Raw genomic sequence first — 14,722 nt, 5'->3', positions numbered from 1 at the left:
GCGTCAGCTGAACTCAAAGAGCAACTCCAGAGTCAGCTTCTCCGCCAAGGCTGAGTCGATCGCGCGCAGATGACCGATGGCCGTCGGTCGATCGGAGCTGGGCAGCGCCCTGAGGTCCGCGACCGCGAGTTCCAAACAACGTCGATCGAGCTCGAGATTCACGCAGGGAATGCAGCGAACGGATCGAACCGTGGGCTCTCACTGGCATCCAGCGCTGGGGGCCAGATCCCGAGCTATCCCCCTCAGCCTTGCAAGGACTTGAGCTCTTCGTCCTGGCGGTGCTGTAGCCAGGCCTGCTGCAGATCGACGCGGGTAATGCGATAGCCCAGGAGACGAGCCTGCAGCAAGAGACCGTTGTCATCGCGGCAGCGCCGCAGCAGGTGACGCAAGTGCGGACGGGTCTCCGCATCGACGACCAAGCGCTCAAGTTCTTGCCAGCTCATGAGGCTTGAGTGGGTTCCAAACCATCGCAAAGCCAAAGCCCAGAAGCCAGGCATCGGCAGCGAGTCTCGCGAGCCTCCTGAGGCTCAACTGCAGCGGCTCTGTCGCCAGAACCCCTTTGAGGCTGCCGTGCTTCAAGCCCCAGCCCCGACCTTGATGGGCACATGAGACTGCTCCGTTTTGCAACGAGCTGTGTCATGCCCTTTCCCAGGGCGCCAGGGATCCCTTAACAACGACTCAAGCCGCCAGCGGGCGATGGGCTTCTTCGTTCAACTCACTGAAGCCATCGCAGAGCGTCAGTCCCTGCTGATGACGGGACTCGACCCGAACCCCGAGATGCTGCAGAGCTGGGCTCTGCGCCGGGGGATGGGCAACCGTTCCTTCCTGAGTCAGGCCAGGCACTGGATTAAGGCGGTGGTGGAGGAAACCAGTCCCCACGTCTGTGCGATCAAGGCCAGCCTCGGCTTCTACCAAGCCCTGGGCCCACTCGGACTGGAGTTGCTGCTGGAGGTGCGCGATCTGGTGCCGCGCGATCTCCCCCTGATCATCGACGCCAAACACGGCGATCTGAATTCTTCAACGGCCCTCGCCCACTACCTGTTCAAAGACCTGGGCGTCGATGCGGTCACCCTCTCTCCCCTGGCGGGTCAGGACATCGCCGCTCCGTTTTTGCTGTATCGGGACAAGGCAGTCGTCATCACCTGCCGCAGCTCCAACCCGGCTGCCAAACGAATCCAGTACCACCCCAACGACAGCGATCCCCTATTCCTGCAGATCGTGCGGGAGAGCCAACTTTGGGGCACCCCTGACCAGGTCCTATTGGAGGTGGGAACCAGTGACCCCAAGGTCCTCTCTCGGGTCAGACAGGCCGCACCCGAGCGCGTGCTGATGCTGCGTTCGATCTGGAGCGAAGAAGAACGGGTCGATGGACTGCTGGAGGCCGGCCTGAGCAACTCAGCGGATGGCCTACTGATTCCCATGCCCCAAAACCTGCTGGTTGAAGACGACTTAGCGGAGCAGGCCGAAGCACTCAAAGGTCGCATCAACCGCAGGCGAACCAGCTGGATGGAGCAGCACCGCTCCGAACAAGCCGAGACCTGCGAGCTCTGGCTGGCCAATCAAGCGTCCGAGCAAACCAGCTCGGATCCCATGGCGGTGCTCATCGTTGAGCTCTTTGACATCGGCTGCCTGTTGTTTGGGGAATACGTCCAGGCCTCAGGAGCCGTCTTCAACTACTACATCGACCTGCGGCAGATCATCTCCGATCCGAACCTGTTCCATCGCGTCCTCCATGGCTACGCGCAACTGATGGAGGGCCTGGAGTTCGATCGCATCGCGGGCATTCCCTATGGAGCCTTACCCACGGCAACCGGGCTGGCTTTGCAGTTGCACAAGCCCCTGATCTACCCAAGAAAGGAAGTCAAGGCCCATGGGGCCAGGCGCCTGATCGAAGGGGATTTCCAGGAGGGAGACCGCGTGATCGTGATCGATGACATCTTGATCAGTGGCGGCAGTGTGCTCGAGGGCATTGCCAAGCTGGAGCGCTCCGGTTTGCAGGTCAACGACGTCGTGGTCTTTATCGATCACGGCGGTCAGCGCGATCAAAGTGCCCGCGAGCGACTGAAGGCCAAGGGCTATGACTTCCATGCTGTGCTGGACATCCAGCGCATCACCAAGGCCCTGCTGGATGCTGGTCGTCTCACGGCCGAGCAAGCCAAGGTGCTGGGATAGGGGGAGATGCGATGAGGCGGGTGACCAGGCTCCTGAGGACAACGGCCGGTCTGATCGCCCTGGGAGCTCTGTTGGTGAGTTGTGGCCCCGCAGCCCGTCAATCGCCACCAAAGAACCAACCTCAACCAGCGGCTTCGGACGAACAGCAGCGTCAACGCCAGGAGCAAGAGCTGCAGCTGCAGACGCTCACGGATGAGGCAGAGGATCTGTTCAACCGCGGCGAAAACGATCTGGCCTGTGAACGGGTGCGCCAGGCCCAGGAGCTCCAGTCGACGCTCGATGTCGAATTCATTGACCCCCTGGGGGAGCAGGCCAAGGCCTGCATCGAGCTCTGACGTTGCGCAGCTCCACCAACGCCATGGTCCTGGCGCGGGGCCTCAGCAAGACCTACCGGATTGCCGAGAAACAACCGGGACTGCAGGGCACCATTCGTCACCTGCTGCGACGCCGCTACCGGGACCTTGATGCCGTTAAGGCCATCAGCTTTGGGATCCAGGAAGGAGAGATGGTGGGGTTCCTTGGTCCGAATGGGGCGGGGAAAACAACGACCTTAAAAATGCTCAGCGGGCTGATTCACCCCAGTGCTGGTGAGCTGCGGGTCGCCGGAGCCATCCCGCAACGGCGGCAGCCTGGCTTCCTGCAGGACATCACCCTGGTGATGGGGAACAAGCAACAGCTGATCTGGGACCTGCCTCCTTGGGATTCGATCCGGGTCAATGCTGCGGTCTATGGCATCCCCGAACGGGAGATGAAGCGCCGGGTCAGTGAACTGGCGGATCTCTTGGAGTTGGGGGAGGAACTGCATCGCCCCGTGCGAAAGCTGTCGCTCGGTCAGCGCATGAAAGCCGAACTGCTGACGTCATTGCTGCACGAGCCCCGGGTGCTGTTTTTGGATGAACCCACCTTGGGTTTGGATGTCACGGCCCAGGGGAGGGTTCGCGACTTCCTCGCCACCTACAACCAGCGCACTGGGGCAACCATCCTGCTGACGAGCCATTACATGGGGGACATCACGGCCCTCTGCGAGCGAGTCCTGCTGATCCATGAGGGGGCGTTGTTCCATGACGGCCCCTTGGATGCCCTGACCAGCAAACTCAGCCCCCATCGCCAGGTCCGACTGGAGCTGCATCAGCCCCAGCCGCGCGAGGCCTTTGAAGCGTTCGGAACCGTCGAGTCCCATCAGGACCATCAGGTTCAACTGCTGGTGCCACGGGATCAGCTGACGGATTGCGTAGCCGCGCTTCTGAGTCGCTTTGAGGTCCTGGACCTTGAAGTGAATGATCCGCCGATCGAGGAGCTGATGCGCAGCCTCTTCCAACAGGCAGGACGGAACTAAGCGTGCGCTCGCCCCGTGCGTCACTACGGATCGCCCGGACGCTGCTGAGCACCCAATACGCCTACATGCTGGAGTACCGCGCCGAGATCGCTCTCTGGGCCCTCTCCGGTGTTCTGCCACTGATCATGCTTGGGGTCTGGCAAAACAGCGGTGCGGCCAGTCAGGCGGGCTGGAGTCCCGCACAACTGCGGCATTACTTCGTGGCGGCGTTCATCGTCCGCCAGTTCAGCGTGGTCTGGCTGATCCATGTCTTTGAAGAGGACGTGGTCAGCGGCAAGTTGTCGCCATTTCTGCTGCAACCGCTCCAACCCCTGTGGCGTTACTTCGCGGCACACCTTGCGGAACAGGCCACACGCATCCCCTTTGTGGCCCTCATGCTCCTGGCGTTGAGTGCGGTCGATCCAGGGTTGCTCTGGAGGCCGAGTCTTCAGGAACTGCTACTTGGCCTCATGGCCCTGTGGGGCGCGTTCGTCCTGCGGTTTTTGCTGCAAACCCTCAGCAGCATGCTCTGTTTTTGGAGTGAGCGCGCTGCGGCTTTGGATCGCCTCCTGGTGATTCCCTATCTCTTCCTCTCGGGACTGGTGGCACCACTCGACACCTTTCCGCCTGCCGTGCAGCGCTTCGCCCTCGCAACACCCTTTCCAGCGATGGTCGACTTCCCGGCACGGCTGCTTTCAGGGCTACCGGTGGACCTGGGCGCTGGGTACTTGAGCCTGCTGATCTGGTGTCTGATCCTCAGCCCCCTCTGTTACTGGGGCTGGCAGAGGGGGCTGAGGCGCTACGGAGCCATGGGCGCATGAGACGCTCCAAAACCCTGGCGATGCTGCTGCAGTTCTGGCGCAGCTCATTGGAGTCCGAGAGCGAGTACCAGCTCAACCTTGTTCTGGAGTGCCTCTCTGTTTTCGGAAATCTGGCCGGAAGCCTCTTTGTGCTGTCACTGCTGTTTTCTGGGCAGTCCACCCTTGGGGGCTGGACCTGGAATGAAGCGCTCATCGTCCTTGGGCTTTACACGCTGCTCGATGGCTTCACGAGCTGCCTGCTCCAGCCGAACCTCAGCAAGATCGTGAACCACGTTCAGCAGGGCACCCTGGATTTCGTGCTGCTGAAACCAGTGGACTCGCAGCTCTGGCTGTCCCTGCGCTGCTTCTCCCCCTGGGGCGCTCCAGGTTTGCTGGCTGGTTGCGTCCTGGTGGTCCTGGGCTTACCAGAAATCCACCCTCAGTCCTTGCTCCTGGGTGGACTCTTGCTGGCCAGTGGTGCTGCGATTCTCTACAGCCTCTGGTTCTCACTCGCAGCCCTCTCGATTTGGTTCGTGAAGGTCTGGAATGCCACTGAAGTTCTCCGCTACACGCTCGTGGCGGGGCGCTATCCGGTGAGTGCCTACCCACCGGCTCTGCGGCTGGTGTTTGTTTTTGTGTTGCCGGTGGCCTTCATGACCACCGTTCCCTCCCAGGCCCTTTTGGGTCAGGGGTCCTGGCACTGGGCCCTGGGATCAGTGCTGATGGCCGCGGGGAGCCTGATCGCCAGTCGCCGCTTCTGGCAATTCGCGCTGCGTCACTACACGTCAGCCAGCAGCTGAGTCCAGACCCAGCCTTGCGCTGGATACACAGTCTGTGTAGGATTGCCGGGAGGTCCAGGTCAGAGATTGGCCAGCGAACGCCACCAAGTCATCCTGAGCGAGGCCGCGGCGCACTGGGTTCGCGACTTCTCAAAGGAGCAGCGCCACTCGATCTCAAAGGCCATCGCCATCCTTGTCGATGAGGCGATCGAGCGTCGTGCAGGCCCCGGCCTCGATGAGACCCCAGACACGGACTTCCGCCAGTTCCTTCGCGAAAAGTTCTCGATGGACTTCGAGATTTGGTCCCATTCCAAGCGCGGGTAGGACGTACACAGATGCCCCCATCCATAACTCCCTTCTTCCAGTCTGGAATCAGCCTTGAAACCTCAATCCAGCTCAGCACCTGGCTGGATGCTCGCTTTGGGGCGACGACGGATGAGCAGACGGCGAGCGATCGCCTGGGACGACAGGCCGGGTTGCTTGTCGCCCATGACCTGGTCACGGCTCAATACGCAACCAATGGGATGGCCGATGTCTTTGCGGCGATGCATAGCTGTATCGACGACTGGCTGGAGACGTCTCCCGTTCCGCCAGGGGAACGCCGGCCGATCAAGCGCCGTGCGGTTCGCGCAGGGGTGATCCAGTGCTGGACATCACTGGCCGAGATGCGGCCGGATGAGCCCTGCTACCAGGAGCTGATGGAACAAACCTGTGCAGCGGTCATGGTGGCTGAATTGGCGGAGGATCAACCGAGCGCCTGAGACTTAGTCCACGAAGCGTTTGTAGAGCCAGCGCACAAAACCACCGATCAAGGGGACAGGGGCAAACGTTGGGCCGACAAAGTCGAAATAGTCGCGGTGATCAACGATCAGACCATGGTCATTGAGCCGCAGTCGCGTCGCGCCCGGATACACGAACTCAATGCCCTTGATCTTCAGCCCCATCGTCCATTCGACAAAAGCGGTTTGGCCGCTCAGGGCGACGGCGTGCGGAGCCAGGTAGACATCATCGCAACGGTTCACCAGGCCATCCTGGGCATCGAGGTAGGCCTGAAGTCCGTCGCGGGACTGGGTGGGATCCTCAAAATGCACATCCGGTGCATACACCGCTTTCCATTGCCCATGGCTGGGGGCCGGTGCGCCATAGGGCTTGGTGAACAGCTGACGCAGGGACTGCTCCGTCAGTGGGAGCTGGAATCCGGAGGAAGAAGCAGTCACAGCTCAAGGAGCGGGTGCGCTCATCCTGGCTTCCTGGGAGGAGCGCTGCGGGGATGCAACTGCAGGTAGCGATCAACAGGCAGGGGCTGGAGTTGTTCGTAGCCAACCGGAAGCCAAAGATCCCCCTGCTGGGCGTTGTAGTGAATCTCCCAGTGATACAGGCCCACCAATGCCTGGGGGTCCTCCTTAATCAAGGAGACATAGAGGAGAACAGCCTCGCCGTAGAGATCGCTGTTGTTGTAGCCCCAGAGACCACGGCGAATGTTCTTGAGACCGCCGCGGCGCACGAGATAACGGGCCGCTGCCTGAATCGCATCATGGGGATTACGAATGTCCCCTCGGCCGATGCCTGGCTCCGCCCAGGTGGTTGGCAAGAACTGCATCGGTCCCTGGGCATTGGCAATGGAGACGCCGTCAATGCGTCCCATCCCGGTCTCCACCAAGTTGACCGCCGCGAGCACCTCCCACTCGATCCCTGTCGCGGCTTCGGCCTTGCGGTAGTGGGCGAGCAACTGGGGCAAGGGTTCGGGGGGAATAATCCGCCAGGCCGGCACCTGGGTAGGGCGGCGTTTGCTCATCGCCAGAAACGCACGTCTCGCCGCCAGGTGCCGTTCGGCCACGGAACGCCAACGGGTTGGGAGTTGATCCAGGACCGCCTGACTGCGCTGTCGATCAAGCGAGAGAACCCGATAGATCACCTGCTGTTGATGGGCCAAATCCGGGAGTTGGTCCGCTGGCGTCTGCGGATCGCGCAACTGGCTCTCAAGCGCAGCCAGTCGACGCGCGGTCTCGCTTGCAGCACGCGGAACCGTTGGGTAACTGCGGGGTTGCCGCCGCGACGCGGCGGCGGGAGCAGCATTGCTTTGGGCCTCGTTGGGGGAGGCACAGGCCACCAGTCCTGCCAGGGCTGCAGCAAGAACCAAGCCAACGGATCGGGTCATGGATTCAGGGCCGCTGCGCCCATGCCTACAGCAGACTGCAGCGACCGATCAATCAGCCATGACCGTTCTGGTGCTGGAGGAGTCCCAGAGGCGCAAGTGGGACGGATCCGATGACGTCCTGTTTTATGCCGAGCCGCGGCTGGTGCATCACCTGGACCAGGCCTTCCGCACACGGCTCACCGCGCTCTACACAGAGCGGATTCCAAAGAACGCCGTAGTGCTGGATTTGATGTCCAGCTGGGTCTCACACCTTCCTGAGGACAAGCCCCTCGAGCGGGTGATCGGGCACGGCTTAAACGAGAAAGAACTCGCGGCCAACCCCCGCCTGGATAGCTACTGGCTGCAAAACCTCAACCAAAACCAGGAACTACCACTACCCAGCAGCAGCGTGGACGCCACCTTGATCGTCGCCGGCTGGCAGTACCTCCAATATCCCGAGGCCATCGCCAGTGAACTGCTGCGGGTGACGCGGCCTGGCGGTCAGGTGATCGTTGCCTTCTCCAACCGGATGTTCTTCACCAAAGCACCCCTGATCTGGACCGATAGCAGCGATCAGGACCATCTCGATTACGTCGCAGAGGTCCTGGAGGCCCAAGGCTGGCAGTCAACCGAGCGAATCGCAGAAACCACAAAGGCCGCTGGCGTGATGGGGCTGCTCGGTCAGCCGGGTGACCCGTTCCTTGCCGTGATCAGCCACAAACCAAACCAGCTGCCTTAAGCGGCCCAATCGCGGTCGCGCCCCAAGGGAGCTGGAGCGTTCGTTGGTTCGTCCGCGGAGTAGGCCAACTCGAGGATCAAGCGCTTGGCCTTCTGGCGCAGACGGCGCCGATGGCTCAGAAAGGCCCGCACCAGTTGAAGACCCACCACTCCGTAGAGCAGCAAGAGCGCGGCGTTGGCAACGGCAGCAAGCATGCGGCAGCCCCAAAGGTGGGTCCATGAGAGCCGCTTCATGGAGCGCGGGCAATCAATCGAGAGAAAGTTTTTTGATTTGGCTCTGCAACGCTGTCGCCCAGGGCACCCGGTCACTCGCGTAGGTTGAAGGCTGGTACAGGGCCTTCAGATGACAGCGAGTTCAGAAGGTCTAACGATTGGTGAGCTGGAGTCCAAATACTTCCTCTACCGCAAGGCCCTGAAACAGCTGCTGCTCGAAGGACGTTCGACCGCCGGCATCGAAAAAACCCTGGTCTGGAGCAGGCTCGAGACCCTGCACAACTGCCTTCCCCGTCAGTACAAGGCACCGGACCAGATCCGCTACCAGCTCCAGAGGGAGATTCAACGGGAGACCACGGCCAGCTAGGCCTGTCCTCTCGAACAGCTGACCCCGAGTCCTCAGGACAAGGCTGTTTCCGTGACAGCGTCATCCAATGGACGCCGCTCTCCTGGAGGCCGCTGAGGTCTTTCATCCCCCAGGGACCGTGTTGCAGGTCAGCCCCCTGGGCAGCGGCAATGTCAACGACACTTATCTCGTCGAGACCGCTCGCGGAGCGTATGTCTTGCAGCGGATCAACACCGCTGTTTTTGGCTCACCGGAGCAGGTGATGCGCAACCTGCTCACTCTGCAGGCGCACATCGCAGGGAAGGAGCAGCCACCGCAAAGCTCCCGCTGGGAGCACCCGCAGTTGCTGGCGCCAAGGGGCTCAGCCGATCCCTGGCATCGCTGCCAAGAGGGCAAGGTCTGGCGCTGCATGAGCTTCATCGGCCAGGCCCGCAGCGTTGATGCGATTGAGGATGAGCGGCAGGCCTACGAACTGGGCCGGGGGCTCGGTCGCTTTCATCAACTGATCCACGACCTCCCCACCGAGACTCTCCACGACACCCTCGAGGGGTTCCACATCACCCCTCGCTACCTCGATCAGTACCGGCAGGCGCTGGTGCGCACACAAGCCGAGCCCTGCGAGGACACCGACTTCTGCATTGCCTTTATTCGCGAGCGCGAAGGCTTCTGCTCCGTCCTCGAGCAGGCCAAGGAGCGCGGCGAACTGCAGGAGCGGCCGATTCACGGTGATCCCAAGATCAACAACGTGATGCTGGACACAGAGACGGGCGAGGCCGTCGCCCTGATCGATCTCGACACGGTGAAACCAGGACTGGTGCAGTACGACATCGGAGATTGCCTGCGCTCCTGCTGCAACCGGGCTGGCGAGGAGGCCAGCAGCCCCGATCAAGTCAGTTTTGATCTTGGATTAGCCGAAGCCATCCTGCGGGGCTACCTCGAGGCGGCCGGTTCGATGCTGACGGCATCGGATCGTCGCTTCATCCCCGAAGCCGCTCGACTGATCAGCTTCGAACTAGGTCTTCGCTTCTTCACGGATCACCTCAATGGCGATGCCTATTTCAAGGTGAAGACGCCCGGACAAAACCTCAAACGCGCCCGCGTGCAATTTGCACTGACCCAGAGCATCGAAGAGCAGTGGGAGTTGCTGCAAACGCTGCTGGTGGGCCTGAGCAACCAGGCCCCTGCTGCCCTGTAACCGTGCTTCGCCTGCAGCCCTTTCAACACGAAGCGTTCCTCCAGGACTGCAGTGTTGAAGCGAATCTCGTTCTGTGCGATTCCGAGCTGCAACTGCAGTTCAGGTTGCAGGGCCCAAGCGATCAACTGGTTTGCCCGGAAGCAACAGCCGAGCCCAAGCGTGTAGACGGTCTTTGGCAGAGCACCTGCCTCGAAGCTTTTTTTGGCGTTCCGGGCCAGCATCCCTACTGGGAGTTCAACCTCAGTCCCAGTGGTGATTGGAACCTCTACAGGCTGGAGGACTACAGGCAGGGGTTGGCCATCGAAACGGGAATCCAGGTCAAAGGAATCAACAGCCGCCGGCAGGAACTGGATTCGGCCTTGATCCTGGAGTCCGAGGTTTGCCTGGATTTGAAAAAACCCTTTGAGCAACTGGAATGCTCTCTGACGGCCGTTGTCGCGTTACACCAGCAGGGATGCAGCTTTTGGGCGTTGAAGCACTGCGCCAGTGAAGCCGATTTTCACCGGCGCGAAAGCTTCAGCATCACGGCAAAACAATCCGCTCAAGACTGATTACAAAACCGAAGAAATTCACACGCTTTGAAAGCGAAACGTTCTTTTCAGTAGCGTGCGCTACATCAACGCCTGTCCGGTTTGAATGTCACCCACTGCGGAGAAGAGCACCTGGTCAGCATGACCACGGCTGAAGCCTCCCAGCTGGTCGATGCCTGCGCCTTGCTTCTTCTGGCATCGAAAACGACCCCGGATTGCCAACTCAAGCCCGAGATGGCTGCGGTGTTGCAGACCGTCTTCGAGCACCTCAGCACCCACGTCGTCTAAGCGGCCGCTAGAAACGGCCCATGCACGCACTTTCCCTACCCACCTGGTGGATCCATGTGGCCTCAGTGTTGGAGTGGGGACTGGCCATGCTGGCCATTCAACGGTGGGGCCAACGGCGCGGAGAGCCGGAGTGGAACTGGCTAGCGCTGGCCATGGTTCCAGCGTTGATCAGTGCCATGGCCGCCTGCACCTGGCACCTCTTCGATAACGCCCAGGAGCTCTACGGACTGGTCGTCCTGCAGGCCGGCTGCACCGTCCTTGGCAACGCTGCCATGGCTCTGGCGGCCTGGAATCTCCAGCGCAAGCGGGCAACCCTGGGATGAACGGGCTGATCCAAGCTCTCAGCGCTGGTCTGAGCCAACTCGGGAGTGTTGATCCCTCGCCCCTGTTCGCGGCCTCACTGTTCCCTTACCTGGCCTTTCTCTGGTGGGCCTGGAAGTCCAAACGCGTTCCACCCCTGGCCCTCTGGGGCTTTGGCTTCACCTTGATCTTTGTCTTGATCACGATTGCAGCGGCCCTGCTGGCCGAAGGGCTCTACGGCCGTCAGTTGGCCGATGTGGATCCACTGCATGGGGGCGCAGAGCTGTTCTTGACCGTCAGCAACGTGATGATCCTGCTGGGATTCATGCCCAAGGGGGTGAACAAGTCTTAAGCGAAGGGGGCCATTGGCCTGCGCCGCTCGGAAGATGAGGTGTCACCCAAAGATTTCGATGCTCGCTCCTCTGCTGGCTATCGCCCCCGCCTCCGTGGCCTGGTCTCCCAAGGTGGGCCTGGTGATGATCATCGCCAACGTGATCGCCATCGGCATCGGCAAGGCCACCATCAAGTACCCCAACGAGGGTGCACAGCTTCCCAACGCAGCCATGTTTGGCGGCATGAGCCACGCCGCTCTGCTGGCCACGACCTCCTTCGGTCACATCCTCGGCATGGGCGCGATCCTCGGCCTGGCCGCCCGCGGCGTGGTCTGATCCACGCTCCTTCGTTCAGTCGTCTGAAGCCCCCCTCCTGCAGGGGGGCTTTTTTGTGGCCATGGATGCCCAGCCCAGCAGGTACGGCAGGGCCCGCACTCCATAGCGCTCGAAGCGGTAATCAAACAACAACCGCGAGAGTGCCTCGGCACTGGCCGTTGTCTGCAACCCCTCGAGTAGACGCTCCAAACGACGATCGGCCGGTTCACCGGAGAGGCCGAGCCAGGTGCGTTGGGCCAGACGGCCGCTCAGGGACCAGCGCCACCCCAGCTTTTGGCGCAAACGGTTGGGATAGCTCGCAAGGGGCCGGCCTCGCCCAGCCAGAGCCCCCAGCAGGAGGGGTGCAAGAACATCGGCACTGGTGAGGGCATGGCGAATGCCTTCGCCACCGAGCAGGTTTCCGGTGCTGACCGCGTCGCCCAATCCCACCAGAGCACCACGTTGATGCGCTTCACGGCGACGAATCGTGCTGCGGATGAGCCCCCCATGGCGATCCACCACGGTGTCGCCAGTCAGCCCCAGGCGATCGAGCAGCTGCAGCTGCAATTGATGGAGCGGCGGTTGCGAGCGCCCGCTGTCGTGCAGGCGGCAGACGCCCACCTTTAAGCGCCCGGGCTCCATGGGAAAGACCCAGCCATAGCCCTGGGGAACCCAACGACTGCCGAGCATGAAACTCAGGCGCCCGGCCCAGTCCTGCCAGCGCTCGACGGGAACCTGGAGCACCCACTCCACCCCTGAGCCACTGACCAGGGGGTGGTGGCGTGGTTCACCCATGAGCACACGTTTTTCTCCGGTGGCATCGACCACGAAACGGCTGGTGATCACTGCTTCACGGCCCCCCGGGCCCCGCAGCTGCGTCTGGGCGAGACCGGAGCTCAGGGTCTCGGTGGCGCAGACCCTCCAACCCAGCTGGAGTTGCGTACCGCTAGCCAGGGCCTGATCTGCCAACCAGCGCCGCAGGGCCGCAAAGTCCAAAACAACGCCGAGTGGTGCATCGGCCGCCCAGCAACGGCGACTCTCCCCCGGCCCAAAGAGCTGCCACTGGTCCCAGCGAGAGGCGATCACCGACTCGGACAGCTGCCAACGCTCGACGGCGCTGAGCGGCAGGGCGGCACTGCTGAAGGCGTTCTTCGAGAAGTCCTCCAGGGCCTCCACCAGCAGCACCGTGGCGCCAGCTGCACTCAACTGCTGTGCCAAGCGAGAGCCGGAAGGACCGGCGCCCGCAATCAGCACATCCCAGGTTCTCTGATCGCGAGGCGCTTCAGACACCCACAGCCTGGCGCTTCAAGGTGCCGAAGCGATCCAGGATGGACTCGGTCATCTGGACCGGGGTCAGGCCCAGGGCTTCCTTGCTTTGGGCCGGTGTGGCGTGGTCCACCAGCACATCCGGGATACCAATCCGGTGCACCGGCACCAGCACGTCCTTGTCGTTGAGGATCTCGACCACAGCGGCGCCGAAGCCACCGGCGAGGCAGCCCTCTTCCATGGTCACCACCTTGCCGATCCGGCGAGCCATCGGCAGGATCAACGCCTCATCCAGCGGGCGTAGGAAGCGGGCGTTGATCACCGCCGCGCGGACGCCCTGTTCCTGCAGCAGACCAGCTGTGGCCATGGCCGGAGCCACCATCGAGCCATAGGCCAGGATCAGCAGATCATCGCCATCGGTGAGCAGTTCACCGCGTCCGATCTCCAGGGGCTCCCATCCCTCTTCCATCAAGGGGGCTCCTTCCCCTTCACCCCGCGGAATGCGGAGGGCGGTCGGACCGCTGTGGTTCAAGCAGGTCACCATCATCCGTTGCAGCTCGGCCTCGTCCTTCGGCGCCATGACCGTGAAATTCGGAACACAGCGCAGGTAGCTGATGTCGTACTGGCCTTGGTGCGTGGGGCCATCGGCACCGACGATGCCGGCGCGATCCAAAACAAAAGTGACCGGCAGGTTCTGGATGCCGACGTCATGGATGAGTTGGTCGTAGGCGCGCTGCAGGAAGGTGCTGTAGATCGCACAAACGGGGCGCAGTCCTTCACAGGCCATGCCAGCCGCCATGGTCACGGCATGCTGCTCAGCGATGCCGACATCGAAATACTGCTGGGGGCGCGCCTTCTCAAGGAGATCCAGACCCGTGCCCGTGGCCATGGCGGCCGTGATGCCCACCACCCTGGGATCCTGCTCACAGAGTTTGACCAGGGTCTGGCCGAAGACCTTGCTGTAGCTAGGGGGCTTGGGCTTGCTGGAGGGGTAGGCCTTGCCGGTCGCCAGATCGAATGCACTCTGGGCGTGGTAGCCCACCTGATCCGCCTCAGCGAAGGCGTAGCCCTTGCCTTTGGTGGTGGCCACATGCACCAGCACCGGACCCTCATGGGCGTGGGCCTGCTCGAAGACGTCGATCAGACCTGCGATGTCATGGCCGTCGACCGGGCCCATATAGGTGAAGCCCAGTTCCTCAAAGACCGCGCCCAGCTTGGGGACGGCGAGCCGCTTCATGCTCTCTTTGAGGTTCTTGAGCTCCGGCGGCAGCTCACCGTGCATGAACGGCAAGTGCTTGATCGCCTCTTCCGCATTGTCCTGAAGGAACTGCAGCGGACGGCTATGCCGCATCCGGTTCAGGTGGGTCGAGAGCGCCCCGACGGGGGGGCTAATCGACATGTCGTTGTCGTTGAGGACAACCAAAAGGCGGGTCTTGGGGAGGTGGCCTGCGTGGTTGATGGCCTCCAGGGCCATGCCCCCGGTTAGAGAGCCGTCACCAATGACGGCAACACTCTTGAAATCCTCACCGCGTTGATCCCGGGCCAGGGCCATGCCCAGGGCGGCAGAAATCGAAGTGCTGGCGTGGCCTGCACCGAAATGGTCAAAGGAGCTTTCGCAGCGCTTGAGGTAGCCCGCAACCCCGTCTTTTTGACGCAGGGTGTGGAAATCCTTGTAGCGACCAGTGATCAGCTTGTGGGGATAGGCCTGGTGGCCCACATCCCAGACCACGCGGTCCTTGTCGAGGTCGAGGGTCTGATAGAGGGCGAGGGTCAGTTCCACAACGCCCAGCCCAGGACCGAGGTGTCCGCCGCTGGTGCTCACCACCTCCAGGTGGCGTTCTCGGATCTGACGGGCAATGCCCTCTAACTCAGTGACGCTCAGGCCATGCAGCTGATTCGGATGCGTCAGCTCGCTGAGATGCATGCCTGCGGCCAAGATTGGGGTTCAGCCTACGCGGAGCCGGACGTCCTCTGGGGTTGATTTGGCTACCCCTAG

Annotated in this window: 22 protein-coding genes; 15 read left to right on the top strand and 7 right to left on the bottom strand. The window is 62.0% G+C overall.

Going from position 1 to position 14,722, the window contains the following annotated elements; translation table 11 throughout:
* Positions 1-3: 3 nt before the first annotated feature.
* Both ACXIQ9_RS00335 and ACXIQ9_RS00330 read right to left on the bottom strand, forming a co-directional pair.
* The gene (locus tag ACXIQ9_RS00335; protein WP_010317200.1) at positions 4-162 is read right to left on the bottom strand and encodes a hypothetical protein; all 159 of its coding nucleotides are present in this window, start codon (positions 160-162) and stop codon (positions 4-6) included.
* Between the two features lie 80 nt (positions 163-242).
* Positions 243-443 carry a Nif11-like leader peptide family natural product precursor gene (locus tag ACXIQ9_RS00330; protein WP_010317201.1) on the bottom strand — a complete coding sequence of 67 codons (201 nt, stop codon included), beginning with the start codon at positions 441-443 and terminating at the stop codon, positions 243-245.
* A gap of 253 nt (positions 444-696) precedes the next feature.
* Between ACXIQ9_RS00330 and ACXIQ9_RS00325 the strand changes: the two genes are divergently transcribed.
* The 7 genes from ACXIQ9_RS00325 (at position 697) to ACXIQ9_RS00295 (ending at position 5,827) form a co-directional block, all read left to right on the top strand.
* Positions 697-2,172 (top strand): bifunctional orotidine-5'-phosphate decarboxylase/orotate phosphoribosyltransferase, encoded by a 1,476-nt coding sequence (locus ACXIQ9_RS00325; RefSeq protein ID WP_459014887.1) that lies wholly within the window; start codon positions 697-699, stop codon positions 2,170-2,172.
* A gap of 20 nt (positions 2,173-2,192) precedes the next feature.
* Positions 2,193-2,507 (top strand): hypothetical protein, encoded by a 315-nt coding sequence (locus ACXIQ9_RS00320; RefSeq protein WP_247478621.1) that lies wholly within the window; start codon positions 2,193-2,195, stop codon positions 2,505-2,507.
* A 23-nt stretch (positions 2,508-2,530) separates the two neighbouring features.
* Positions 2,531-3,508, top strand: coding sequence for an ABC transporter ATP-binding protein (locus tag ACXIQ9_RS00315; RefSeq protein ID WP_459015764.1), 978 nt, complete (start codon positions 2,531-2,533; stop codon positions 3,506-3,508).
* A gap of 65 nt (positions 3,509-3,573) precedes the next feature.
* Positions 3,574-4,308 (top strand): ABC transporter permease, encoded by a 735-nt coding sequence (locus ACXIQ9_RS00310; protein ID WP_296417815.1) that lies wholly within the window; start codon positions 3,574-3,576, stop codon positions 4,306-4,308.
* Positions 4,305-5,087: an ABC transporter permease gene (locus tag ACXIQ9_RS00305; protein WP_459014885.1), complete on the top strand. Its 783-nt coding sequence runs from the start codon at positions 4,305-4,307 to the stop codon at positions 5,085-5,087. Before ACXIQ9_RS00310 ends, ACXIQ9_RS00305 begins: the two co-directional genes overlap by 4 nt.
* A gap of 66 nt (positions 5,088-5,153) precedes the next feature.
* Positions 5,154-5,390: a hypothetical protein gene (locus ACXIQ9_RS00300; RefSeq protein WP_247478622.1), complete on the top strand. Its 237-nt coding sequence runs from the start codon at positions 5,154-5,156 to the stop codon at positions 5,388-5,390.
* A gap of 11 nt (positions 5,391-5,401) precedes the next feature.
* The gene (locus ACXIQ9_RS00295; protein WP_459014883.1) at positions 5,402-5,827 is read left to right on the top strand and encodes a hypothetical protein; all 426 of its coding nucleotides are present in this window, start codon (positions 5,402-5,404) and stop codon (positions 5,825-5,827) included.
* Between the two features lie 3 nt (positions 5,828-5,830).
* On the opposite strand, the gene ACXIQ9_RS00290 is transcribed toward ACXIQ9_RS00295, so the two are convergent.
* Positions 5,831-6,283 carry a nuclear transport factor 2 family protein gene (locus ACXIQ9_RS00290; RefSeq protein WP_459014881.1) on the bottom strand — a complete coding sequence of 151 codons (453 nt, stop codon included), beginning with the start codon at positions 6,281-6,283 and terminating at the stop codon, positions 5,831-5,833.
* A gap of 20 nt (positions 6,284-6,303) precedes the next feature.
* Positions 6,304-7,224, bottom strand: coding sequence for a lytic transglycosylase domain-containing protein (locus ACXIQ9_RS00285; RefSeq protein ID WP_459014879.1), 921 nt, complete (start codon positions 7,222-7,224; stop codon positions 6,304-6,306).
* Positions 7,225-7,282: 58 nt separating this feature from the next.
* Here ACXIQ9_RS00285 and ACXIQ9_RS00280 point away from each other — a divergent pair, with 58 nt between their 5' ends.
* The gene (locus ACXIQ9_RS00280; protein ID WP_459014877.1) at positions 7,283-7,942 is read left to right on the top strand and encodes a class I SAM-dependent methyltransferase; all 660 of its coding nucleotides are present in this window, start codon (positions 7,283-7,285) and stop codon (positions 7,940-7,942) included.
* Here ACXIQ9_RS00280 and ACXIQ9_RS00275 read toward each other — a convergent pair.
* Positions 7,939-8,136, bottom strand: coding sequence for a hypothetical protein (locus ACXIQ9_RS00275; RefSeq protein ID WP_247478627.1), 198 nt, complete (start codon positions 8,134-8,136; stop codon positions 7,939-7,941). The genes ACXIQ9_RS00280 and ACXIQ9_RS00275 overlap by 4 nt on opposite strands.
* Before the next feature lie 148 nt (positions 8,137-8,284).
* Between ACXIQ9_RS00275 and ACXIQ9_RS00270 the strand changes: the two genes are divergently transcribed.
* From ACXIQ9_RS00270 to psaK, 7 genes are all read left to right on the top strand, one after another.
* Positions 8,285-8,521, top strand: coding sequence for a DUF3136 domain-containing protein (locus tag ACXIQ9_RS00270; protein WP_296417805.1), 237 nt, complete (start codon positions 8,285-8,287; stop codon positions 8,519-8,521).
* 67 nt (positions 8,522-8,588) lie between these two features.
* Entirely contained in the window at positions 8,589-9,695 is a 1,107-nt protein-coding gene (locus ACXIQ9_RS00265) for a phosphotransferase enzyme family protein (protein ID WP_247478629.1), read from the top strand.
* A 2-nt stretch (positions 9,696-9,697) separates the two neighbouring features.
* Positions 9,698-10,246 (top strand): DOMON-like domain-containing protein, encoded by a 549-nt coding sequence (locus tag ACXIQ9_RS00260; protein ID WP_459014875.1) that lies wholly within the window; start codon positions 9,698-9,700, stop codon positions 10,244-10,246.
* 120 nt (positions 10,247-10,366) lie between these two features.
* Entirely contained in the window at positions 10,367-10,513 is a 147-nt protein-coding gene (locus ACXIQ9_RS00255) for a hypothetical protein (protein ID WP_232197302.1), read from the top strand.
* A gap of 20 nt (positions 10,514-10,533) precedes the next feature.
* A complete protein-coding gene (locus tag ACXIQ9_RS00250; RefSeq protein ID WP_029626326.1) occupies positions 10,534-10,836 on the top strand; it encodes a DUF2499 domain-containing protein in 303 nt (100 codons plus the stop codon).
* Positions 10,833-11,165 (top strand): DUF3593 domain-containing protein, encoded by a 333-nt coding sequence (locus ACXIQ9_RS00245; protein WP_247478636.1) that lies wholly within the window; start codon positions 10,833-10,835, stop codon positions 11,163-11,165. Before ACXIQ9_RS00250 ends, ACXIQ9_RS00245 begins: the two co-directional genes overlap by 4 nt.
* Positions 11,166-11,223: 58 nt before the next feature.
* Positions 11,224-11,481, top strand: a complete 258-nt coding sequence (gene psaK, locus ACXIQ9_RS00240) for a photosystem I reaction center subunit PsaK (RefSeq protein WP_010317232.1) — start codon at positions 11,224-11,226, stop codon at positions 11,479-11,481.
* Between the two features lie 15 nt (positions 11,482-11,496).
* Here psaK and ACXIQ9_RS00235 read toward each other — a convergent pair whose 3' ends face one another.
* Positions 11,497-12,750, bottom strand: a complete 1,254-nt coding sequence (locus ACXIQ9_RS00235; protein ID WP_459014872.1) for an NAD(P)/FAD-dependent oxidoreductase — start codon at positions 12,748-12,750, stop codon at positions 11,497-11,499.
* Complete coding sequence (gene dxs, locus ACXIQ9_RS00230) at positions 12,743-14,650, bottom strand: 1-deoxy-D-xylulose-5-phosphate synthase (RefSeq protein WP_459014870.1); 1,908 nt, start codon at positions 14,648-14,650, stop codon at positions 12,743-12,745. Before dxs ends, ACXIQ9_RS00235 begins: the two co-directional genes overlap by 8 nt.
* Positions 14,651-14,722: the final 72 nt, after the last annotated feature.

The organism is Synechococcus sp. LTW-G, assembly GCF_054459035.1.
Note: the sequence above shows the minus strand (reverse complement) of the source record. Positions and strands in the feature narration are given on the sequence as shown.